Origin of the sequence: Mycobacterium sp. 1245111.1 (assembly GCF_001673405.1) — a bacterium.
In the GTDB taxonomy this organism is placed as follows: Bacteria; Actinomycetota; Actinomycetes; order Mycobacteriales; family Mycobacteriaceae; genus Mycobacterium.
The window spans coordinates 1-20,991 of the sequence record NZ_LZLV01000051.1 but is presented as its reverse complement, the minus strand read 5'-3'; the positions used below and the strand labels follow the sequence as shown (position 1 = coordinate 20,991).

The following is a 20,991-nucleotide window of genomic DNA, read 5'->3' as shown; positions in this document are numbered from 1 at the left end:
TCGCTAAAACGCACACCGGCTTCCGGGGGGTACGCCCGTCAATGAGCCGCGTGACAAGGATAACGGGATTGCGCAGCAATGGAATTCGGTTTATGTCAGCCGGATCCCGACTTCGGCCGAATGTATTCCGGTCCGGCGTCGTCGCCGATGGTTGCCGCTGCGCAAGCCGGGGCGGCACTTGCTGACGAGCTGTACAGCGCGGCAGACGGCTACCAATCCGTGGTCTCGGAGCTGGCATCCGGTGACTGATTCGGCCCCAGCAGAACACCGACTCTGGCTCGTCGGTCGGCCAGCCCGCCGCCGCTGACCCACTCTTCACCTGGCCAGCTCATCGCGATCTTCCTCATGCGGCAACACAGTGCCGCGGTTCCCGTGATGTGCCATACGTCATGATGGGTTCGATGACCTTCCAGCACCGTAAATCGGTAAGTGATTAGCTGCGTGTCGGTATCGCCGGGCTGGACGACCGCTGCGGCGGAGCAGGTGACGCCATCGGCCTTCACCACTCGGTTCACCGCGGCCGCCCCGTCCACATAGGCGAGCGCGGCCAACACGTCAGGCGGCAGGAGGGGCGAAACATCGGTGAGGCTGCCGCCGGACTGTGCCCTCGGCCGCCAAGCCGGTCGATCACGACGCCGCCCCTTGCGCACCACGGACCGTGATGACCGGTGCCGCGGCCACGGCCAGCGGCTCTTAATGCGCTCGCATCTTCGCCGCGCCGCGCGCCGACGGCCGGATCAGCGAACAGGGATACGCTAGTTGCTGCAGCCCTGATTCACTCAGTAGCTCATGTGGCGATGCGTCGCGTCGTTGCGGGTAGCCGCCGCCGGAGTTTTCTGAAGCTTTTTGCTCAAGCTCCTGGCGTGCGAGAACTGCACCGCCACAACGCTTATCGCAGGGAAGCGTATTTGTGAACCTGCCTTAAGCACGCCGGCCGACGATCAGGGGCCGCAGTTACCAGCTCCGATCGCCGGCCGACGGTGGCGGGCCAGAATCAGATGCCCCCTACAGAGATGCCTCGACGGTTTGCATGGTGGCGATCTCCTGCTGCTGACTGTTGACGATGGAGCGCGCCAATGTCACGGCCGGCGCGTCGTGACCGGAGCTGATTTCCACCTGGGCGGCGTCGATGGCGCCCCGGTGGTGCTCGATCATCTGGGTCAGGAACAGCTTGCCGGCGGCGGGGCCGTCGGCGTTGCGTAAAGCGCCCATGTCGGCGTCGGACATCATGCCGTTCATGCCGCTGTGGTTCGGCATTCCCGGCATCGCGTCTCCCGGTGTCCCGTGTGCCGGCTCGAGCGGTTGCCCCCATCGGCGCAGCCAGGTCTGCATCGTCTGGATTTCGGGTCCTTGCGCGGCTTTGATCTGGTTGGCCAACTGCGTGACACGCGGGTCGATGCCGGTTTTGCCGAGGATGATGTCGCTCATCTGGATGGCTTGTTGATGGTGGGGAATCATCTGCTGGGCGAAGGTGACGTCCGCGGCGTTGTGGGTCTGCCCGCTCGCCGGCGAACTCGATGCCCCCGCGGGGGCTGTGGCGGAGCCGCTCGGGCTGGGCTGATGGGGCGCGCTGCCACATGCCGTCAAGGCCAGCAGAGTTGCGAACGCGGCCAGCACGAACAGTGGGGATCGATGGGTCATGAGCGTGGTGTCTCCTCGGTTGGTTGGTGATTGTGCAGTTGTGCGAAGTGGGCGGTCCAAGACATCGTGACCCTTGTGCTCACGGTGCGCGGCAGTCCAGCGATGTCCGGGGCATTCGCCCGGCACACACCGGCGAGGGGCGTCCGGTGCGTGGACCGTGCGGACGGCGCGCCGCGGTGGGTTGACGCCTCACCTCCGCGTCCACAACGTCGGTCTGCGGCACCGACGCCGCTCGCGCGGGCCTGCGGCGCCAGGGCTGTGCGCAACCGGGCCGCAGGCCTCGATGCGATCCAGAAGCGCGAGCCACGCGGGGATGACGCGAAGGTCGTCGACGACATCGCGGCAGCAGCGACACCTTCCGAGGTGTGCCTCGTAGTCACGCTCATCGTCTGCTGAGAGTGAGCCGAGCACGTACGCGGCGTCCCACGTCGCGTAGGGGTCGCGGTCGCAGCGGCGGGTCATGACGTGCCTGGGGCGATCGCGCCGCGCCAACGGCGTCACCATATGTTCCCGCGAGGCTGCTGCGCGCTCCCCGGTGGGTGGTCGGCGGCGCCGGTTGGTGGTGTGCTGGGGTCGCGCCGCGGCCGGGTCGGGTGATCTCCAGATCCTCATCGGGTCTTCTCTCCTGGGGGTGATGCTGCGGTAAACCGTTGCGCGGCACAGTTTTGTGGTGGTGTTATCCGGCGGCCGGTGACCGCGGAATGACGCTGGGACGGGTATCGAATCGGGGTGTTGCGCTGGCCGGGCTGGGGTCGGTGCGCCCGGCGCCCGCTGCCAGCGGCACCGGGCCGAGCATGCTTGCCGGCGCGGCGGGCCCCACCGGCGAGGAGACGCTCGGGGTGGGCGCCGTCAGCGACCCGGCGGGACTGATCGGCGCCGCACCGGTGGCCCAGGTTTGTGGCACCGACAGCGGGCCGATCGTGCCGGCCCGACCCACCGCGGCCGACGCCGCGGCCTGGGTTCCGCCAGAGCCCAGCCCGGCAAGACTTGTCGAGCCCGCCGCGCCGGTTGCCGGCGCGAGCCCATCGGTGGCGGCGGGCAACGCGGCGGCGGCTGCCGTGCTGGCTGCTGGGAACAAATTCTTGAGCTGGTTGGCGTTGGACAGGCCCGCACTGGTGATCCAGCCCAGCGAACTGGTCGCCGACATCACCGGCTGCAGCGTGGTGAGCGAGTCGAGTCCCGACGTCGTTGCTGTCGAGGTGGGCGCCGCCAGGGTTTGCAGGGTCTGCGGTGTCGCGGCGGTCAGCTCGGCCAGCGCCGTCTGCGCGCTCGTCGCGGCCGGTGCGCCGGCGGCGTGGCCGACGGCGGCGGCCTGATGGGCCAAACCGGCCGGGTTCGTGGTGTGTTGCGGCACAGCGAATGTCGGCAATGTCGCCGCGCTCGCCGAGTTGGCGGCGTAGCTGTACATCGCCGTGGCGTCCTGGGCCCACATGGCGTCGTAGAGGGCTTCAATAGCCGCGATCGCCGGGGTGTTTTGCCCCAACACATTGGTCGCGATCAGCGCCATCAGGGTGCTGCGGTTGGCCGCGATCACCGGTGGAGGCACGGTCATCGCGAATGCGGTCTCATAGGCGGTCACCGCCATCCGCGCGTGGACGGCGGTCTGTTCGGCTTGGCCCGCGACGGTCGTCATCCACAGCACGTTCGGTGTCGCCGCGGCCGCCATCGCCGCCGACGCCGCACCCAGCCACGGGCCGCCGGTCAGCCCGGAAATCACCGATTGGTAGGACGCTGCGGTGGAATACAGGTCCTCGGCCAGACCGTCCCAGGTCGTGGCGGCGGCCAGCATCGGTCCAGCGCCGGGGCCGGCGTACATGCTGGCTGAATTGATCTCCGGCGGTAAAGCAGCGAAATCCATTGTGTCACCTTGGCTTAACTGACAGTGAAAGGGTGGGGGTCGCCGACGCCGGTACGCGCGCAGCGTGGTCTCGCGGGGTCAGCACGTTCGTCACGGCGGTCACTGCGTCCTTGCTGACCCGGGCGCCGATGCGGGTGCGGCGCACCGCGCAGGGTCGGGTCTGCTGCAGCGGCGGCGCCGCCGTGCGGGCCGCCGGTGCGCGCAATATGTGCCCGTGCTGCGGCCGGTGACTGCGGCTCGACGGTGGTGGCGGTGGTGCCGCGACGACGGTGAGACGAAAGCCCGGCGGTCAGCCGGTCAGCGGCGCGAGATACCGAGCCGAGTCAGCAGGTCTCGGCCGGCGAGGACAGTGCGTGGCGCTGTGGGCGGCCCACGGCCAGCGGGCACTACGCGAGGGGCCCACACACCTGCGGCGACGCCCAGCACTACCACGAGGTCGAGGCCGGCCGGGTTGACGGCCTGTCCCGTTGCTGCGGTGGTGGCCAGCAACTTCGAGCATCGGGGTGCCAATCCTTGATCCGCGGATGCGTCGTGGGCGTGGATGCCGCCGTGGGTGGGCTGCGCCGGTGCCGCCGAGGCGTGCGGCGTCCCGAACGGCAGACTCGCCAAATGCATCCACCCGCAGCCCAGAGCGACCAACACCAGACACGCCGCCAGTGCTGTCGCGCACGCGGTCCGCAAGGTCGCCGATCTGCCGGCGTGGCCAGGCCTTCTGATGCCTGGATAATACCCAGATGCGGGGGGTATGCGGAAGGCGGTGTCGTCGTCATCGCGCTGCGCCGCGCCGAACCGTCGGAGCCTTTCACGGTGATCAGCGCAGCTGAGGCGGCTATCAGTACTTACGCCGAGTGGATACGTTGGCGCGTCGGTGCGCGGGCGCTTAATACCCGTACCGTCTACCGGTATACCGGTCTGTGGGTCGGTCATGTCGTCACAGCACCGCGGTGTGCCGGGCGGGTCGTTCGCGGGAGCCGTTGCCGGGTCCCGCGGCGAGGGAACGTTCGCATTCGCGTCGGCGGACCGGACCCCGCGGGAGCCGCGCAACGGCGCGCCCGGGGTGCGGCCGCGTTGCCAGCAGACTCGCGACCGGTGCGCAGGCCGCTGCGGGGACCCGCCCCGCCGGCCGCCTGATCCCGGCGGGCGGCGACGACAGCACCGGTCCGCCGGCGGCGGGCTCGATGTGCGCGCCGCGGGGCTGGTGGGCGCGATTGAGGCGCCACAGCGCGAATGTGGCGCCGGCGCCGATCAGCGTCAGCCCGCCCCATACCAGCGCGCCGGCACCGACTCGTTGTGCCGCACCGAAGGCGGTTCCGGTGGCGAGATTGCCGATCAGGATTCCCGCACCGACGATGGTGTTATAGAACCCGTAGTGAGTGCCCACCCGCCGGTTGTCGGCCAGGGCGATGACGGTGTCCATCTCGAAGGGGAATACCGCCGCCGAGCCGATCGCGAGCAGAGCGGCCGAGATCAGCAGGGCGGCCACCGCGACCGGGGTCCCGACGCGCTGGCCGTCGGGGACGGCGGCCAGCGGCAGAAACGAGGCCGCCACCATGGCCACCCCGGCGGTCAGACTGCGCCGGGGTCCCCAGCGGTTGGCGAACCAGCCGGTGATGCGTAACTGTCCGGCGACCGCGATCAGACCTGAGACGGCGAACATGGTTGCCACCAAACGGGTTTGAGCGCCCGGGGCCAGCACCGAGGCTTGTAGCGGCAACGCCAGATACACCTGGAAGGTCAACACATACGTGCCGATCATCGCGGCTGCGAACAACACGAACGACCGGTTACCCAGGACGATCCGCCAGTCCTGGACAACCGAGGTTGTGTCTGGTTCCGGCTCGCGTTCGCGCTGGGGCAGCGCCGCGAGCTGCGCGGCGGTCAGGACGGCGAACACTGCCGCCGCGGCGGCGGCGGTGACCCGAAAGTCGATGGCCATCAGCATCATTCCGATCAGTGGGCCCAGCAGGATCCCGGCTTGGTAGAAGATGTTGAACATGGCGAACGCCTCGACACGACGCTCACCGGCCTCGGCGGCCAGATAGGCCCGCACCGCCGGGTTGAACAATGCGCCGGCGAACCCGGTGGCCGCGGCGGCGATCACAATGGCCGGCAGGGAGTGGGCCACGACGAGCATCGCGAACGCGCCGGTGCGCAGCACGCAGCCGGCCACGATCAGCGGCTTGTAGCCGATCCGGTCGGCCAGGGTTCCGCCGACAATGAACATGCCCTGCTGGGAGAAGTTACGTACTCCCAGGACCAGACCGATCGCCCAGGCGGCCAGCCCGAGCGGACCCGCGAGGTACCCGGCTAGATACGGCATCAGCAGGTAGAAACCCAGGTTGATACCGAACTGGTTGAGCATCAATACGTGTGCGGCGCGATCGAAGCTTCGCCACCGTGTCAGGAAGTCCCTCATGCGGCCACGTCCAAGGCGGGGTTGGTGACGGAGGTCGTTCTGGTCCAGGAGGTCACTACCTGCTGGCTGGGGTCGGTGATGACCGCCGGTTCGTCGACGGGCTGCCAATCCAGCAGCTCGTGCTCGCGGCAGTAGTCGTCGTTGTAGATGGTGTCGAAATAGCGTTGCGGCCCGTCAGGAAACACCGCCGCGATCCGGGCGGCACCGGGGTAGGTGCGCGCCGCCCAGCCCGCGACCAACGCGACCGCGCCCACGCTCCAGCCGCCGCTGGTGAACTGGTTGGCCGCCAGGGCGCGCGCCGCCCACACCGCCTCGCGGGGTGCCACCCAGTGCACTTCGTCGAAGGCCTCGTAGTCGATGTTGCGGGGATAAATGCTCGAGCCCAGTCCGCGCATCAACCGCGACGCCACCGGCTGTCCGAAGATGGTGGAGCCGACGGTGTCGACCCCGATCAGCGTCATCTGCGGGTTGAATTGGCGCAACACCCGCGCCACCCCGGCCGAATGCCCGCCCGTGCCCACCGAGCACACCAGCACGTCGACCCGGCCGATCTGGTCCACAAGTTCCAGCGCCAACGACCGGTAGCCGTCGATGTTGTCGGGGTTGCTGTATTGATCGGGGCACCACGCCCCGGGGTGCGCGGCCAGCAATTGTGCGACGCGGTCTTTGCGGGCCTGTTGCCAGCCGCCCACCGGGTGCGGCGCGTCGACCAGCTCCACCTGCGCGCCGTAGGCGGCCAACATGTTTCGCACGATCGGCTCCATGCCGGGGTCGGTCACCACCGTGACCGGATGACCGTAGGCCTGCCCGGCCAGTGCCAGCCCCAGACCCAGACTGCCGCTGGTGGACTCCACGATGCGGGCCCCGGGCGCCAGTTCGCCGCGCGCGCGGGCCGCCTCGATCATGTGCATCGCGGGGCGGTCTTTCATGCTGCCGCCCGGATTGAAGCCTTCCAGCTTGGCCCAAAAACCCCGCCCGGCCGGCGCCAGCGGCGCCCCGATCCGCAATACGGGGGTTTGGCCCACCATTGCGCCCGGGCGCACATAGGTCTCCGGGGCGGGCCGGCCGCAGTCGCGTGGTTGCACCACCTTCAACGCAGACAGTGGCTTCACGCAGGTGTTGTCGAACGATAAGAGGTCAGTCATCAGGGATCGTCGCTTTCTCGCGAAACCGCGCACCACAGCGCGGCATGTGACAAGGGTCAGCGGCCACCAGCCGCGGGCGTACGCCTCACGACTTGACGCTGACCAGTCAGCGACGAGACAAGCAGAACCGAATCAGACGATCTTGACCGGCAAGAACAGCCAGACGCCCCGCCGGCGGACCCCGCCCGGCCGGGACTCCGCGCAGGATCAACCACCCCGCCACCGCGGCGCCGGCGATGACACTCACCAGTGTCAACGCGTCCGATGCTGTGGCCGAGCGCGGCACGACCGCGGTCATCAACTGCTCCGGATGCGGTATCGGCGACCCACTACCCAGATGCGGGTGACCCGCAGTGACCGTGAACCCGCTGTGCGCTGAATCCAGCACCGCGTGCGCCTGACGAGCGGCCACCGACTCCGCGTGTGCGCCGACATCATGAGCGCCCACGAGAAGCGTCCAGCCCGCCAGCCACACCACCGCAAGCGCGGCCAGCACACGCCGAGATCGAGGTGTCATGCGCGCTACATCAAACATGTGCGACACCGACCCCCCACAGGCCCACACGAGGCGATGATTACCCCGGTGAGCTGACCGACACGCCCTTGGGCGCCGCCCACGCGCGTCCACGCCCCGGTCGTCTGACCGGGGAGAACCGCACCTGAGCGTCGAGCAGCCATACAGGCATCGTATACCCCCCACCCGTATATGCCAAGTGGTGGAAGCCATCGATCAATCCCCGGATCATGTTGATCCGGTGATGGAACACCGCGCACCTCTCTGCGGCCGCGCGCTGACCTGATTGCGTCGCCATCCCGCTCGAGGGACCCGGACCTTGAACTACTATGTACGTACGCATGTAGTAATTCGTGTCAGGTCCCCGCATCCCGGTTCGGCGACGCTGGCTCGCAGGTTGGAGGTCCAGTGCGGATTCGAGGATTCGGTGAGCTGGAGGCGGTTGTCATGGACCGCATTTGGAGCCGCGAGCCATCCTCGGCGACGACAGTGCGCGAGGTGTTCGACGGCTTGGCCGCCGAGCGCACCATCGCCTACACCACCGTCATGTCCACGATGGACAACCTGCACACGAAGGGCTGGCTGGCCCGCGAACGCGCCGGCAAGGCCTACCGATACTGGCCGACGTTGTCGCGCGAGGAACACAGCGCGCGTCTGATGCGGGAGGCGCTCGACGGTGGTGGCCGTCCTGAATTGGTGCTGCACCACTTCGTGGAGCAGATGGGTCCGGCGGAATCCCGGCGTTTGCGTGACGTGCTGCGGGGACTGGCGAGACGATCGGAAAAGTCGTGAGCGAGGCCGCGTGTTTGTTTCTCTACAGCATGGCGGTGCTCGTCGCAGCACCCCCGCTCCTGCAGGTGCTGACTCGCCCCGGTCATGCTCCCCGTTTCGGTGTCGCGGCCTGGCTGACCGCGATCGGGACGGTCATTGCGATCTGGTTGGTCGTCACAGCAGCCGTTGTCCTGGAGGTGGCCGGTCGGTGGAACTACCCTCGCGCCCTGGCGATGTCGTGCCTAGCCCAACTGCGCGGGGCGATCGTTGCACTTGGTGACAGCGTGGGGCTCTCATCGCACGTCACGCTGGGCGCGGTGGTGGTGGCAGCAGCGATCGGGTCGGTGCTCGCCATCGCACGATCGGCCCGCACCGTCGCACGCCTGCGGGCCCGCGCCCACGAGCACGCTGAGGCTGTGCGTCTGGTCGGGCAGCGCACCAATGACCCAGACGTGGTGATCGTTGAAGCCAGCCAACGCGCCGCGTACTGCGTGTCAGGCCCGCCCTCGACAATCGTGGTGACCAGCGCCGCAGCGGCTGCACTCGACGACGACGAACTCGCGGCCGTCCTCGCCCACGAACGAGCCCACCTGGCCGGGCACCACGCGCTGATTGTTACGGCGTTGCGGGGCCTCGCCGCGGTCTTTCCCATGCTCACCCTGATACGCGAGGGCCTCACCCAGGTGTCGCGGCTACTGGAGATGTGCGCCGACGATGACTCCGCGCGTCGATATGGCGCGGCGACGCTGCTGTCTGGTTTGACGGCGTTGTGCGGCCCATCCCCGATCGGGGCACTCGCGGTCGCCGACCTGGCTGTACGGGAGCGGGCCGAACGACTCGCCATGCCGCCCACCGGCTCGGTGATCGCCCGCGCCCGCCTGGCACTCGCGGGTGCGGTCGTGGTCCTGGCCGCGGGACCGTTCCTCACTCTGACCCTGGCCGCATCGGGCGCGCTGCTATGCAGGACCTAACACCGCCGAGATCCGGGTTGCGGCAGCGACGTATCACCGCGCAGTGCCGCCGTGCCACGCCGCGACAACAGCGCTGCGGAACGTTCCTGACAGGTCTTGCAGTTGCGTTAACGCCGATCTACTGATCTACTTAGTAGAACAGTAGATCGGAAGGGCCGGTCCGCACAGGGAGGAATCCAATGACTGATCCGACACCCGCCAGCAGCACGCACCCCGCACCGTCAAGCTGGCTGTACCGAGCGCTCGCCGTGACCGGCATTGCCGTCGGATTGTTCGTCATCGCCGCCGGCGCCTATCTCCTGTTCAGCCGTCCAGACTTGGCTCATTCCCCGCATCAGGACTGTTGCAAGTCCATGGAGGCTGACATGAAAAAGATGATGGACGACCCGAAGATGCCGATGAACAAAGCGCCGATGCCCACGATGGCGCCGATGCCCTCCATGTCGCCGATGCCGGGGCCGACTTCGATGCCAGGTATGCCCGCGCCCCGGCCCTGACCGGCGACAGCCCAGAACACGCAAGGGATTTGCAGAGGAGTCGCAATGATGATGGGGCACGTGTGCGGTGGCGCCGGCTGGGCTCACTGGGTCTGGGTAGCTGAAACCTTTCTGTTGTGGGCGGTGGTGATCGCCGCCGTGGTAATCGGCGTGCGGCATCTGGCGTCGGTGATGGGTCCAAGCACCCCTGCGGTACGCGCACCCCACGACGAGGGGCTACTCGCGGAGCGATACGCACGAGGCGAGATCGACGACGAAGAATTCGAGCGACGAACAGCCGTGCTCAAACAACACCGGTGAGGGCGCCGGACAAAGCTTCGCCGGTGAGCCGTTGCCGGCTGCGGGCCTGCGGCAGCGGGCGCGGCCGGCGCCGCCCCCATCACTTGATCCCTGGCGCGCGTCACGTCATCATCCCGCCAGCCCAAAGGAGATACCTACGTGAGCCTGGGTCAGACCGATGACCGCGTTACCGTAAATCACGTGCTGTTCGCGCGCGAGCAGCTCGACGATGTGGCACAGACGCTGACCCTCGGCGCGTATCGGGTCGATGTCGTCGAGCGAATCCGCGCTGTCCAGCGTTCGCTGGAACGGGCGAGCAGCGACACGCCGCACCGCCTCCTCGGCACGTGCCCATTGGCTGCCGCCGTGCACGGTCACAGGTGGCTGACCGCCGGCGAGCTGGCTGACGCCACCAGATTCGGTCCTGCGCTCGATGCGGCGCGCAACACGCGGTCGCGCACTGCGGCAACGACGTTGGTCCTGCCTGGGATGGCGTCCCGGACGTGTGCGGCTGCCATCGTGCGTGTGATCGCCCCCATCGAGGGTGTTGGCCTCGCCGACGTCGACGTAGGCACGCAGTCGGTCAGGATCTTTCACGACGACCGCGCGACCGCTCGGCGGCTGATCGAGGCGATTGAAGAGCAGGGATATCACGTGTCCCACGCATCGGTGGCAGCTGGAGGCGCAACGATCGGCGATCGCGATGAGCACCGGGCGCCCGGCGGATCAGGTCACGACCGCAGCATGCCCGCGGCAACCACGAACGCGTGCTGCCGAGACGTGGTCACCCTCAGCGCGGCCCGGGCTAATCAGGTATTCGTCGATGGTGATGGCATCTGACGCAGCGAGGCGCCCACGACCGGGGACCATAGTCTGCGAGTGCGCGCCACCGCAGGGCCGCGCTAGCTGTGGTGATAGGTGAGCCGGGCGGCGAGATCGTGGACGCGAGTGGCGATGTCGTCGCGGATAAGGCGCATGCGTTCGATGCCGCCGATGCCGCGCCGGGATGGTTCGTCGGTGTCCCAGATCTCGTTCGGCGTGCTGGTCGCCGGGAGTTGGGCTTGGGTTCCAACGACAACGATCAGATCGGCGGCATCAATCACGGCGTCGTCGAGCTGGGTGGGTCGATGGTCGCTGATGTCGATGCCGACTTCCTGCGCAGAAATGGTGTTGACCGCGGTCGCGGCGTGGGTTCCAGCCGACAGTGCGTGAATGCGCCCCTGGGCGGCGTGGCGCATGATGCCCTGTGCCATCACCGATTTGCCGGCATTGCTGACGCAGACGAACAGCACCGTGGGTGCTACGTGAACAGTCATCGCTAATCCTGTCGTGCGGGCTCACCCCTGACGGAGACGTCGAATTGTGTCAGAACGTCGCGGAGGCGTCCTGCGATGGTGTCGCCGATGGGCCGCACCATATCGATGCCGCGGCCAGCGTGGTCGGGCAGATCCCAGCTTCCGTCGCGTTTTTCCAGAATGATGGGCGGGCGTCGCCGCAGCCCAAGGTGTCTATGACGTCCGCGGCGTGGACGATTTCGTCGATCCAGGGCTTGCTTTGCGCCGGCAAAGTCGATCACGACGACGGTCATGCGGCGATGGCGGATGGGTTGATCTCGTCGCTGGGTTCCGAGCCCCCACCCAAGCCATGGCCTGATCGCCGGCGAGGTGGGTGAAGGTAGCCCAAAGCATCGGCGAGCGGCGGCGTTGTGAGTGCACAAATCAGCATGAAGGGTTTGCCGTCGCTGGTCGCGCCGTCCACCTCAGCCAGGGCTTGAAAATGTTGTCGGACGAACCGTTCGGCCGCAGTAGTGCGAGGATGAAGAAACCGTTGCTTGCCTCCTAAATTGGTCGTAGGACGGGCGCCGAAAACGCTCGATGATGTTCGGTGCACCGATATGACGTCGTCAAACTGAGGCCGCGTCACCTAGGGGTGGGGGGTCAGCATGAATCCGACGCCGCGGACGGTGTGGATGACGGGCTGCTCTTTGATCTTCTTTCTGAGGTAGGAGATGTAGATGTCGACGTTGCTGCCGCGGACGGTAGCGTTGTAGTTCCAGACTCGGTCCAGAATTTCATCGCGGGTAATTGCTCGGGCCGGGTTGCGCGCGAGGAAGCGCAGCAGTTCGAATTCGGTGCTCGACAGCGGCAACGTGGTTCCGCAGCAGGTGACTTCGCGGCTCACGCCGTCGATAACGAGGTCGCCGATGGTAATGATCTCGTTGTCGGGGGGCAGCTGCCATGAGCGGCGCAGCAACGCGCGCAGTCGCGCGGCAAGCTGTTCGAGGCTAAAGGGTTTGCCGAGGTAGTCGTCGGCGCCCATCGTCGTAGCCACTCGCCGCTTTTCGACCAATACCTGTGCGATGAGAAACAACGACGGGGTGTAGACGTCAGTCGTACGGACTCGCCGCAGGACGTGGGAGACGTCGAAGTCGGAGACCGGCATATCGACGACAAGCACGTCGGCGGCAAGGTGGTCAAGGGTCGCGACGGCGTCGTCGCAAGTGCGCACCAAATCGACAATCCAGCCCTCGTAGTGCAGCGACATTTTGACCAAACTGGCCAACCCAGGTTCTTCACCGAACAACACCACCCGGATTGGCGATCCGTCGGCTCGCCGGAGGGGTGGTGGTTGCTTGACAGCAATTCGGCGAGGCGACCGCGTGCCGTCAACAGTTGCAAATGCTCGCCTGCGTGTCATCGTCTAGTCGCACCACAGGCGGTTGCCCGTTCGCGTTCCGTCCTGGGCAAGAGCAATGATTGCTCCGGCTGTGCCTGCTGTGATCGGTGGGACGTGGCACGGGGCCGCGATTGTCGCTGGTCGAGACGGCGGCGGCTGCGTCGACGGCCGAGGACGAGTGCAGCAGCTGTAATCGCAACGGCGGTCGCACCGACCGCGATGACCGGGGGCGAATGCAGAGCATGTGCTGCGGCGCGCCAGTTTCCACCGATGCCGTAACCGATGCCCGCCAGCGCCGCAGTCCAGGGCAGACATCCCAGAAAGGTGTAGACACCGAAACGCAGCGGCGGCATATTAGCGAGCCCGGCCGGCAACGAGATGAAGGTGCGCACGACCGGTACCAGCCGTCCAAAGAACACCGACGATGCTCCATGACGGTCAAACCAGCGAATCGCTCGATCAAGGTGGGTATCGGTGCGCCGCCCGCCGCCCCAGCGGCGCAACGCAGCCTGCCCGCCGTAGTGGCCCGCTGCCCAGGCCAGATAACTGCCGACGACGTTGCCGGCGGTGCCGACCAGGATCACGAGCGCGAGGTCCATGTGCACGCCGGCCATGGCGCCGCCAGCGAGTGCGCCACCGAGCAGCATGGTGGCCTCCGAAGCGATCGGGATGCCGGCCGCTTCGACCACCATCAGCACAAAGATGGCCAAAAGGCCGAAGCTAACAATGAACTGCTGCATGCGTTTGTGTCCTCTAGGGATCCCCGCGGGGTGGACCGGAAGCGCTCAATGTCCGGCCACACCCCGAGGAGCGGCTGGTCGTAACGCTCTCCTATAGCCATATTGCAATACTTCTATGTGTCGCGCAACTGTGTCTGCGACGAGCGCGATCTGCTTCCTAGCGCTCGACCAGAAATCCGCGGTCCGCGACACAAAGCCGCGAAGTGAGGTCAGATACGTACGGCGGCACGCCGCTCATAGCGCCGCGGTCAGCAGCAGTCTTCGCCGCGCCAAGCCTGGATGCCTTCCCATATCGACCATGCCGCAATAATGAGACCGATCATTGCATCGACCCACCACCCGCCGGACCAGACGGCCGTGACGGTTAGGCTCGTTAGCACCGCACCCGCTTGCGCTGCGCAGAGATAGTTTTGGATGCCTTCGCCGGCGGTCGCGCCGGAGCCCAGATGTGCCCCCAGGTGCTGCTTGACGTAACCGAGCACGGGCATCACCAGCAAACTCAGTGCCGCCACCGCCATGCCCAGCGGTGTGGTGTCAGGGCGGTGTTGGGACAGAAGAAGACGAAACGACTCCACCGCAACGTAGGGCGCGAGTAGCCAGAAGCTGACCGCCACCGCCTGTTGAGCGCGACGTTCCGCGGTGTCTGACAAGGTTCTGGCTCCGGAAAAGCGCCACACCACGATGACGCTGGCAAGGCCTTCAACCGCGCTGCCTAGCGCCCAGCCGATCAGGGCGATCGACCCGACGGCCAAACCCTGCCACAGTCCGACCACCCCTTCGGCGACCATCCACAACAGCGACACCCACGCCAGCAACCGGGCTTGCCTGGCCGCTGTGCGCCATCCCGCATCGCGCTCCGGTGGTGGCGGGGCTTCAGAGCGACAGCAGTCACATTCATGCTCTGTGTCGATGCTTGCAGGCAGCGACGTCGACGGCTCTTTCACGTTTCCTCCTGGGGTGCGCCGTAGGTGGGACACAACGCAACTGCGTTGCCGGTGCTGGCGAGGACTGCTTCAGCAGCTTCGAGCAGATCGCGCAACTCGGGCTGGGCCAGCGAGTAGATCGAGGACCGGCCGACTGCCTGGGCGACCACCAGGCCGCAATCTCGCAGGCAGCCCAAGTGCTGCGAGACCGTGGACTGGGCGAGACCAAGGAGCACTCGAAGGTCCACTACCCGCGCTGGCCGTACCGCGAGCTCCTGCAGAATCGCCAGCCGCGTCGGATCAGCCAGCGACCCGAATAACGCCACGGCTGGAGCTAGCACTATCCGATCGGCTGCTGCCGATGACATCGCCACCTGACGATCATACGATGAGATTTGCGCGCTCGAATTAGACGAGCTTCGCCGATCTGCACCAATGGCTACGCCCGACTGGCACTATGCCCGGCGCGACGTTGCCGGCACGGTCCACCGATGCGGTCTGTCGCGGTGCTAGCCTCGGCATACTGTGCTTGGAAGCGTTTTTGCCCCGCGGCTACAGCGATCGGTGTTGGCGATCGCGGTAGGGCTCTGCCTGCTCGCCGGCGGCGTCGCCGAGCGCGATGTCGCGTGGCGTTCCGCCGGCGGTGACATCGGCGCGCTGTCGATCAGCGGGGATGCGGCCCCGACGCTCCGCGCCGCGGCTGCCTACCATCCCCGTCCTGCGGGCGGCTCACATTGCCCGAGATTGCTTTCCGCGGCCGTGTCGCCCCAGTCCGTGGTTGGCCTGTTCGCAGTCGCGTTCACGATGGCGGCGACGGTGTGCACCATCGGAGTATTCGGCGCAGGTGTCAGTGCCGGGCGGGCCCCGCCCCGCGCGCATGCTCTGCTGATTTGGGGTCGAGCTTTACTGACTCGGCTGTGCCTCTTACGCCGCTGAGCGCGGTCGCGCGCCAGTCGGTGTCACCCATCGAATCGGCAACCGGGATGCGACGGACAGTCGCTGCTGCGCGGTAATCCTGCCCGCCTCCCTGGGCATGGCCTAAGACGCAACGATGCGACCGCAGCGCTTGTCCCGCGTGGTCGCTAGCGGGTCTCCGCCAGCTCAAGCGCGCCGTCTGGACTGTCACCGTCAGCGCGTCGAGGAGCATTCAATGCCGGGTTTTGCTGCAACCACTTTTCACGGCTGTGCCGCTGCGGCACTACCTCCGTTACCTGACCGAGACCGACCCACTCACCCAGGGGCGGCCGCTGGTTCACGCGGCCGGGCGTCGGACTTTGCCGAATGCGACGCGTCGCATCGGATGGCGGACGGGGCGTGGTCCGGCACCGCTGCCGGGGCACAAGGTGTCGCATGACCGCCAATTCCGCCAGCGAGCCGCACGCCGACACCTCCACCCGATTACGGCCAAACTGCAACTCTCGCCGCAGAGCGCGCGGCGCGCCTGCAGGGCCCCGCCTGGCACTGGGGTGCGCGGTGGGCGCGCCGATTGGCCTGGATCAGCTTTGCCCTGGTTGTCGCCGAGGGTGCGGTGGGTCTGTGGCAAGGTGCGGCCGTCGGGTCGATCGCATTGGTGGCCTGGGCGCTGGGCGGGGCACCCGAGGCGGTGGGCAGCCTGGTCGTCGTGTGGCGCTTTGGCGGATCGCGCTCCGTGTCTGACACCGCCGAGCGGCGGGCGCAACGCGGGATCGCGGTCTCGTTTTGGCTGACCGCACCCTACCTGGGCGCCGAGTCCATCCACCACCTCGTAACGCAGCACGAGCCCAACCCCACGCCGAGCGCTCTGGCGATCACCGCGTTCGCCCTGCTGCAGATGCCGGTCCTGGGATGGGCGCAGCGAGAACTCGGAGATCGACTGCGCTCGGCCGCGACCGCGAGCAAAGGCACCCAAAGCTATTTGTGCGCAGGCCAGGCCCTGACCGTGTTCATCGGACTGCTCGCAACAGCGCAATGGCCCGGCGGATGGTGGCTTGACCCGGCCATCGGACTCGGTATAGCTGGGATCGAAATTTGGCAAGGCGTCCGCGCCTGGCGCGGCCAGGGCTGCGGTTGCTGAACCCACCGAGAAACTGACGCCATCCTGACCTGCGGGTGGCGGGCTGCCGCCGCACCCCACTCGGCTGACCTTCGCCTGTTCGCACTGCGTTTCACGTCAGCCAATTGCACATATCGCAATATGCGCATATATTACGCGATGGGAAGCAAACGTCGAGGACACGGAAAGCGAGACGCGATGAGCGGCGGTCACAACCATGCGCACAGTCCTAGTTCTCCGGATGCAGATCGCCGATGGCTGGGAGCCGCGTTCGCGGTGATTACCGCGTTCATGTGCGGCGAAGTAGTGGTCGGGGTGCTGGCCGGCTCGCTGGCGCTGCTGTCCGACGCGGCGCACATGCTTACCGATGCGGCGTCGATTGCGCTGGCGCTGTGGGCGATTCGGCTTGCCGCGCGACCTGCGGCGGGACGGATGACCTACGGCTGGAAGCGGGTCGAAGTGTTGTCGGCCCAGGCCAACGGGGTGACGTTGCTGGTGCTGGCGGGCTGGTTGGGATATGAGGCGGTTCGGCGGTTGGGTGACCCACCGCCGGTGGCCGGAAAGCTGGTTCTGGCAACGGCATTGGTGGGTGTGGTCATTAATGTGGTGGCGACGTCGATGATCAGCCGCGCGAATCGCACCAGCTTGAATGTCGAGGGCGCGTTTCAGCACATCTTGACCGACCTGTTCGCATTCATCGCCACCGCGGTGGCGGGATTCGTGGTGGTCTTCACCGGCTATGTGCGAGCTGATGCGATCGCGACGCTGGTGGTGGTCGCGTTGATGTTGCGCGCCGGCGTGGGCCTGGTGCGTGCAGCGAGTTTAGTCTTCCTCGAGGCCGCGCCCCAGCACCTGGACCCCGCTGTGATCGGTCAGGCCATGGCGGATCATCCCGCCGTGCAGGCGGTGCACGACCTGCACATCTGGGAGATCACCTCCGGTGCGCCGGCGATGTCGGCGCACGTCATCCTGGCCACCGGCGCGGACTTCCACGCCACCAAACGCGAGCTGGCGGAGGTGTTAGCGCACCAACACGGCGTAACGCACAGCACGCTGCAGCTCGACGTGTCCGAGTCGACCGGTGCTGATGACGCGGACGGCTGCGCCCACTGTGATGCAGCGCGCGAATACCCGGCGAGCAAACCGCGACAGTCGCCGGATAGACCGAAATAACCATCAACGATTTTCATGCCTGCACGGTAAGACCCTCGATGGGTCGCGCAAGGACATGGCCGACACGGTCGCGGTGCTGACGCCGCACATTCGACAGGAGGGTGTCTGTTTCATGCACGATGACGCACTGAGCACATTGGCGCCGCCGGGGGCAGCACCCTGCTCCGCCGGTGAAGTGTCGCGGCCGACCAGGCTCGACACCGACGACGGCTCCCCACCATCACGACACCACACCGACACAGCGCCGCACACCCCCACGATGCGTGAGATGTGCTGTCGCACTGCGCGTTTGTCGTGGATCTTGGCGGCGGTGGCCGGTTTGGTGGGCGCTGCGGCGTTCACCCACTCCGCGGGATATTTCGTGACGTTCATGACCGGCAACAGCGAGCGCGCCGTTCTCGGATACTTTCGCGGTGACACGTGGCTATCAGTGACGGCCGGACTCATCATTCTGGCGTTTGTCGGCGGGGTAGTCATCGCGTCGTTGTGCCGGCGTCATCTGTGGGAGGTCGACACGCCGCACGGGCCCACCGTGCTCACCGCCCTCTTTTTGGTCGTCGCTGCCGCGGTCGACATCACCGTCGACGGGTGGAATACCCCCGATGTGTCTTTCGTTCCGGTCATCTTCGTCGCGCTGGGCGTAGGCGCCCTGAACACCTCCTTCGTCAAAGGTGGTGAGGTGTCCATTCCGTTGAGCTATGTGACCGGCACCTTGGTCAAACTCGGTCAGGGAATCGAACGCCATATCAGCGGGGGGCAACTCCAGGACTGGTTCGGCTATTTCATGCTGTGGCTGAGCTTCGTGTCGGGCGCGGTCATTGGTGGATGCATCAGTTTGATCGTCAGCGGTTCGCAAATGATCGCGACCGCGGCGCTGGCATGCGTGGTGTTGAGCGCCATCACCCAGATACACACGCGGCGCGATCGGGTTCGCTACCGCGCCGAGTTGAGGGGGTAGGGCCGATGTATTTCGGGAGCCTTCCGCCGGAGATCAATTCGGCCAATATGTATTCCGGAGCCGGGTCGGCGCCGTTGCTGGCCGCGGCCGCGGCGTGGGATGGCCTTGCCGGCGAGCTGACTGCGGTGGCGAACTCCTATCAGGCGGCGGTCACGGAATTGACTTCCGGTCCCTGGCTGGGGCCGGCGTCGGTGTCGATGAGCGCGGCGGCGGCGCCGTATGTAGCGTGGTTGCAGGCCACGGCAGCTCAGGCGGAAGAGACGTCCGCTCGGGCCAAGTCCGCGGCAGCTGCCTACCAGACCGCGTTTTCGGCGACGGTTCCACCGGCGATGGTGGCGGCCAACCGCGCCCAGCTGACGACCCTGTTGGCGACCAATGTGTTTGGACGAAACGCCGCGGCGATCGCGGCAACGGAAGCCCAATACGGGCAGATGTGGGCCCAGGACCTGGCTGCGATGTACGGCTACGCGGCTTCGTCAGCCGCGGCGACGGCGCTGACACCGTTCAGCCCGGCCCCGCAGACCACCAACCCCGGCGGGGCGATCAGCACAGCCACCGGTCCAGCGACCGGCATGGCGCAAGGCACAGTTCAGCGCGCCTTGTCCGCGGTCCCCGGCGCGCTGGCGAGTGCGGCCGCGGCGGCTCCGGCCGCAACCGACCCCGCAGATGCGCTGAACACCCTGGCCGACTTTCTGACCATATTTTTGAACGTTCCCTCCAGCGCCGCGACCTTCCTGATAGGTGTACCGGCCAATGTGCTGGGGGTGACGGGCTTTCCGGTGAGCATCGTCGGCGCCGGCACCGGCATTCACACCGACGACATCATCAGCGGCTGGGAAGGCGAGGAACCTTATCCAAGCACCGCTCCGGCGCCGATCAAGCCGTTTCCGGCGCCGCTGCTGAACTTGCCGGAGGGCACGCTGTTTGAGCCCAGCGTCGAGGCCGGTGTCGGCGAGGCCAACACCGTCGGCGCCTTATCTGTACCGCCGACCTGGGCCGTGGCCACACCGGCGGTGCGCCCGATCGCGTTCACACTGCCCGGTACCGCCAGTGCCGCCGAAGTCCCCGCAGCAGCCGACGCCGATTCGAGCAGCACGCTCAGCGAGATGGCGCTGGCGGGAATGGCCGGGCGGGTGATGTCCGGCGCCGTGGCTGCCGGCGCCGGACAAGCGGCGCGCGGGGCACGCGCGGCGACTCGCACCGCACTGCAGGCGATTGGCGCCGATCGCGCGCCCGCCCACGAGATGGAGGCGATGCCGCCAGAAACGCTGCGCGCGGTCGTGACCGGGGTGGCAACTGAGCTGCGCGAGTTCGCCAAGCTGCGCGACGAGGGCCTCATCACCGATGACGAATACGCCGAGCAGAAGAACCGTCTGCTGGGTCGCTGACACGCTGACCGCCCGTCGAGTCACTACGCCGGTCATCTGGAAGAGGAACGCGTGCCACTAGATTTCGGGAGCTATCCCCCGGAGATCAACTCCGCCCGGATGTATACCGGGCCGGGAGCGGGGCCGATGCTGGCCGCGATGCAGGCATGGGACACCATGGCCGACGAGCTGTACACCGCGGCCTCCGGCTATCAATCTGTGGTGTCAGACCTCGGTCAGGCCTGGGCGGGGCCGTCGGCCGCGGCCATGTCCGCTGCCGCCGAGAGCTACATTCAATGGCTGGGCGCCACAGCCACCCATGCCGCACACACCGCCGCCCAAGCCGGCATGGCGGTGAACGCTTTCGAGGCGGCGTTCGCGTCGACGGTGCCCCCGCCGGAGATCGCCGCCAACCGCAGCCTACTGGCGGTGTTGGTGGCGACCAACCTGCTGGGACAGAACACGCCCGCGATCGCAGCCACCGAAGCGCTCTACGCCCAGATGTGGGCCCAAGACGCCCTGGCCATGTACACCTACGCCGCCTCATCGGCGGCCGCGGCCGTGCTGACACCATTTGGTTCTCCGCAGCCCACCACCGACCCCGACGCCGCGGCCCACCAAGCCGCTGCGACCAGCAGCAGCGCCGCCGGCAATACTCAAGGCGCGATATCGGTTGCGCCGCAAGCGTTGTCCGCGCTGGCGGCACCGGCCCAGATCACTCCACTGACTTCCCTGGCCAACCTCGCTGACCTGTTCATCAACGCACCCGTCGATTTCACGGCGATCGCCCTGCTCACCCCGACAGACTTGGTGTCGTTCGCCGACTTTCCGCCATCACTGTTCAACACCCTGTCCGGTCTGGTCGACGATGACACCTTCAGTGGCTGGGACGGCCAAAAATCCTGGCCCGAGTCCGGGCCGGCGCCCGTACAGCCCTTCAAGGCCACCCTCCCCCACCGCCCGACGCGAATTCGACCGCACCCAAGGCACATGAACTCGCATGCGCCCCGCCGCATCGGATAGGACCGCC

At 67.1% G+C, this 20,991-nt stretch carries 24 protein-coding genes and 1 pseudogene; 11 read left to right on the top strand and 14 right to left on the bottom strand.

Going from position 1 to position 20,991, the window contains the following annotated elements; translation table 11 throughout:
- The first annotated feature begins 78 nt into the window (after positions 1-78).
- Positions 79-249, top strand: coding sequence for a PPE domain-containing protein (locus A5658_RS29310; RefSeq protein ID WP_082993070.1), 171 nt, complete (start codon positions 79-81; stop codon positions 247-249).
- Here A5658_RS29310 and A5658_RS28415 read toward each other — a convergent pair.
- The 7 genes and pseudogenes from A5658_RS28415 to A5658_RS10060 all read right to left on the bottom strand — a co-directional run bounded on the left by A5658_RS28415 (position 210) and on the right by A5658_RS10060 (position 7,577).
- A complete protein-coding gene (locus tag A5658_RS28415) occupies positions 210-551 on the bottom strand; it encodes a hypothetical protein (RefSeq protein WP_197503090.1) in 342 nt (113 codons plus the stop codon). The genes A5658_RS29310 and A5658_RS28415 overlap by 40 nt on opposite strands.
- Before the next feature lie 454 nt (positions 552-1,005).
- On the bottom strand, positions 1,006-1,641 hold the full coding sequence (locus A5658_RS10090; protein WP_067333584.1) for a DUF305 domain-containing protein: 636 nt from the start codon (positions 1,639-1,641) through the stop codon (positions 1,006-1,008).
- A 676-nt stretch (positions 1,642-2,317) separates the two neighbouring features.
- Complete coding sequence (locus tag A5658_RS10085) at positions 2,318-3,499, bottom strand: PPE family protein (RefSeq protein WP_067333582.1); 1,182 nt, start codon at positions 3,497-3,499, stop codon at positions 2,318-2,320.
- A 297-nt stretch (positions 3,500-3,796) separates the two neighbouring features.
- Positions 3,797-4,114 (bottom strand): hypothetical protein, encoded by a 318-nt coding sequence (locus A5658_RS27980; RefSeq protein ID WP_156751346.1) that lies wholly within the window; start codon positions 4,112-4,114, stop codon positions 3,797-3,799.
- A 568-nt stretch (positions 4,115-4,682) separates the two neighbouring features.
- Positions 4,683-5,915: pseudogene (locus A5658_RS10070) on the bottom strand (MFS transporter); the annotation flags it as partial.
- Positions 5,912-7,060, bottom strand: a complete 1,149-nt coding sequence (locus tag A5658_RS10065; RefSeq protein ID WP_067333575.1) for a PLP-dependent cysteine synthase family protein — start codon at positions 7,058-7,060, stop codon at positions 5,912-5,914. The pseudogene A5658_RS10070 and the gene A5658_RS10065, both read right to left, overlap by 4 nt.
- 106 nt (positions 7,061-7,166) lie before the next feature.
- Positions 7,167-7,577 (bottom strand): hypothetical protein, encoded by a 411-nt coding sequence (locus A5658_RS10060; RefSeq protein ID WP_067333572.1) that lies wholly within the window; start codon positions 7,575-7,577, stop codon positions 7,167-7,169.
- A gap of 405 nt (positions 7,578-7,982) precedes the next feature.
- On the opposite strand from A5658_RS10060, the gene A5658_RS10055 reads away from it, so the two are divergent.
- The 5 genes from A5658_RS10055 to A5658_RS10035 all read left to right on the top strand — a co-directional run bounded on the left by A5658_RS10055 (position 7,983) and on the right by A5658_RS10035 (position 10,932).
- Positions 7,983-8,366: a BlaI/MecI/CopY family transcriptional regulator gene (locus A5658_RS10055; RefSeq protein WP_067333569.1), complete on the top strand. Its 384-nt coding sequence runs from the start codon at positions 7,983-7,985 to the stop codon at positions 8,364-8,366.
- The gene (locus A5658_RS10050) at positions 8,363-9,316 is read left to right on the top strand and encodes a M56 family metallopeptidase (RefSeq protein WP_067333567.1); all 954 of its coding nucleotides are present in this window, start codon (positions 8,363-8,365) and stop codon (positions 9,314-9,316) included. The genes A5658_RS10055 and A5658_RS10050 overlap by 4 nt, the downstream gene beginning before the upstream one ends.
- 179 nt (positions 9,317-9,495) lie before the next feature.
- Positions 9,496-9,813, top strand: a complete 318-nt coding sequence (locus tag A5658_RS27465; protein ID WP_082993067.1) for a hypothetical protein — start codon at positions 9,496-9,498, stop codon at positions 9,811-9,813.
- A gap of 45 nt (positions 9,814-9,858) precedes the next feature.
- Positions 9,859-10,113 carry an SHOCT domain-containing protein gene (locus tag A5658_RS10040; RefSeq protein WP_067333562.1) on the top strand — a complete coding sequence of 85 codons (255 nt, stop codon included), beginning with the start codon at positions 9,859-9,861 and terminating at the stop codon, positions 10,111-10,113.
- Between the two features lie 138 nt (positions 10,114-10,251).
- Positions 10,252-10,932, top strand: coding sequence for a cation transporter (locus A5658_RS10035; RefSeq protein ID WP_156751345.1), 681 nt, complete (start codon positions 10,252-10,254; stop codon positions 10,930-10,932).
- A 62-nt stretch (positions 10,933-10,994) separates the two neighbouring features.
- Here the strand turns inward: A5658_RS10035 and A5658_RS10030 are convergent, their stop codons facing one another.
- From A5658_RS10030 to A5658_RS27975, 7 genes are all read right to left on the bottom strand, one after another.
- Positions 10,995-11,408, bottom strand: a complete 414-nt coding sequence (locus tag A5658_RS10030) for a low molecular weight phosphatase family protein (RefSeq protein WP_067333557.1) — start codon at positions 11,406-11,408, stop codon at positions 10,995-10,997.
- 2 nt (positions 11,409-11,410) lie between these two features.
- Positions 11,411-11,680, bottom strand: coding sequence for a hypothetical protein (locus A5658_RS10025; RefSeq protein WP_067333555.1), 270 nt, complete (start codon positions 11,678-11,680; stop codon positions 11,411-11,413).
- Positions 11,681-12,015: 335 nt separating this feature from the next.
- On the bottom strand, positions 12,016-12,789 hold the full coding sequence (locus A5658_RS10020) for a response regulator transcription factor (protein ID WP_067333553.1): 774 nt from the start codon (positions 12,787-12,789) through the stop codon (positions 12,016-12,018).
- A complete protein-coding gene (locus tag A5658_RS10015) occupies positions 12,786-13,508 on the bottom strand; it encodes a DedA family protein (RefSeq protein ID WP_067333551.1) in 723 nt (240 codons plus the stop codon). The genes A5658_RS10020 and A5658_RS10015 overlap by 4 nt, the downstream gene beginning before the upstream one ends.
- Positions 13,509-13,756: 248 nt before the next feature.
- The gene (locus A5658_RS10010) at positions 13,757-14,419 is read right to left on the bottom strand and encodes a cation transporter (RefSeq protein WP_067333593.1); all 663 of its coding nucleotides are present in this window, start codon (positions 14,417-14,419) and stop codon (positions 13,757-13,759) included.
- A 29-nt stretch (positions 14,420-14,448) separates the two neighbouring features.
- On the bottom strand, positions 14,449-14,799 hold the full coding sequence (locus A5658_RS10005) for a helix-turn-helix transcriptional regulator (protein ID WP_067333591.1): 351 nt from the start codon (positions 14,797-14,799) through the stop codon (positions 14,449-14,451).
- Between the two features lie 184 nt (positions 14,800-14,983).
- Positions 14,984-15,142 (bottom strand): hypothetical protein, encoded by a 159-nt coding sequence (locus A5658_RS27975; protein WP_156751344.1) that lies wholly within the window; start codon positions 15,140-15,142, stop codon positions 14,984-14,986.
- A gap of 730 nt (positions 15,143-15,872) precedes the next feature.
- On the opposite strand from A5658_RS27975, the gene A5658_RS09995 reads away from it, so the two are divergent.
- The 5 genes from A5658_RS09995 (at position 15,873) to A5658_RS09975 (ending at position 20,984) form a co-directional block, all read left to right on the top strand.
- Positions 15,873-16,484 carry a cation transporter gene (locus A5658_RS09995; RefSeq protein WP_067333547.1) on the top strand — a complete coding sequence of 204 codons (612 nt, stop codon included), beginning with the start codon at positions 15,873-15,875 and terminating at the stop codon, positions 16,482-16,484.
- Between the two features lie 177 nt (positions 16,485-16,661).
- Positions 16,662-17,636: a cation diffusion facilitator family transporter gene (locus A5658_RS09990; RefSeq protein WP_067333544.1), complete on the top strand. Its 975-nt coding sequence runs from the start codon at positions 16,662-16,664 to the stop codon at positions 17,634-17,636.
- A 259-nt stretch (positions 17,637-17,895) separates the two neighbouring features.
- Positions 17,896-18,594, top strand: coding sequence for a YoaK family protein (locus A5658_RS09985; protein ID WP_082993071.1), 699 nt, complete (start codon positions 17,896-17,898; stop codon positions 18,592-18,594).
- A 5-nt stretch (positions 18,595-18,599) separates the two neighbouring features.
- Positions 18,600-19,982: a PPE domain-containing protein gene (locus A5658_RS09980; RefSeq protein WP_067333542.1), complete on the top strand. Its 1,383-nt coding sequence runs from the start codon at positions 18,600-18,602 to the stop codon at positions 19,980-19,982.
- Positions 19,983-20,033: 51 nt separating this feature from the next.
- Positions 20,034-20,984 carry a PPE family protein gene (locus A5658_RS09975; RefSeq protein ID WP_156751343.1) on the top strand — a complete coding sequence of 317 codons (951 nt, stop codon included), beginning with the start codon at positions 20,034-20,036 and terminating at the stop codon, positions 20,982-20,984.
- Positions 20,985-20,991 lie beyond the last annotated feature (7 nt).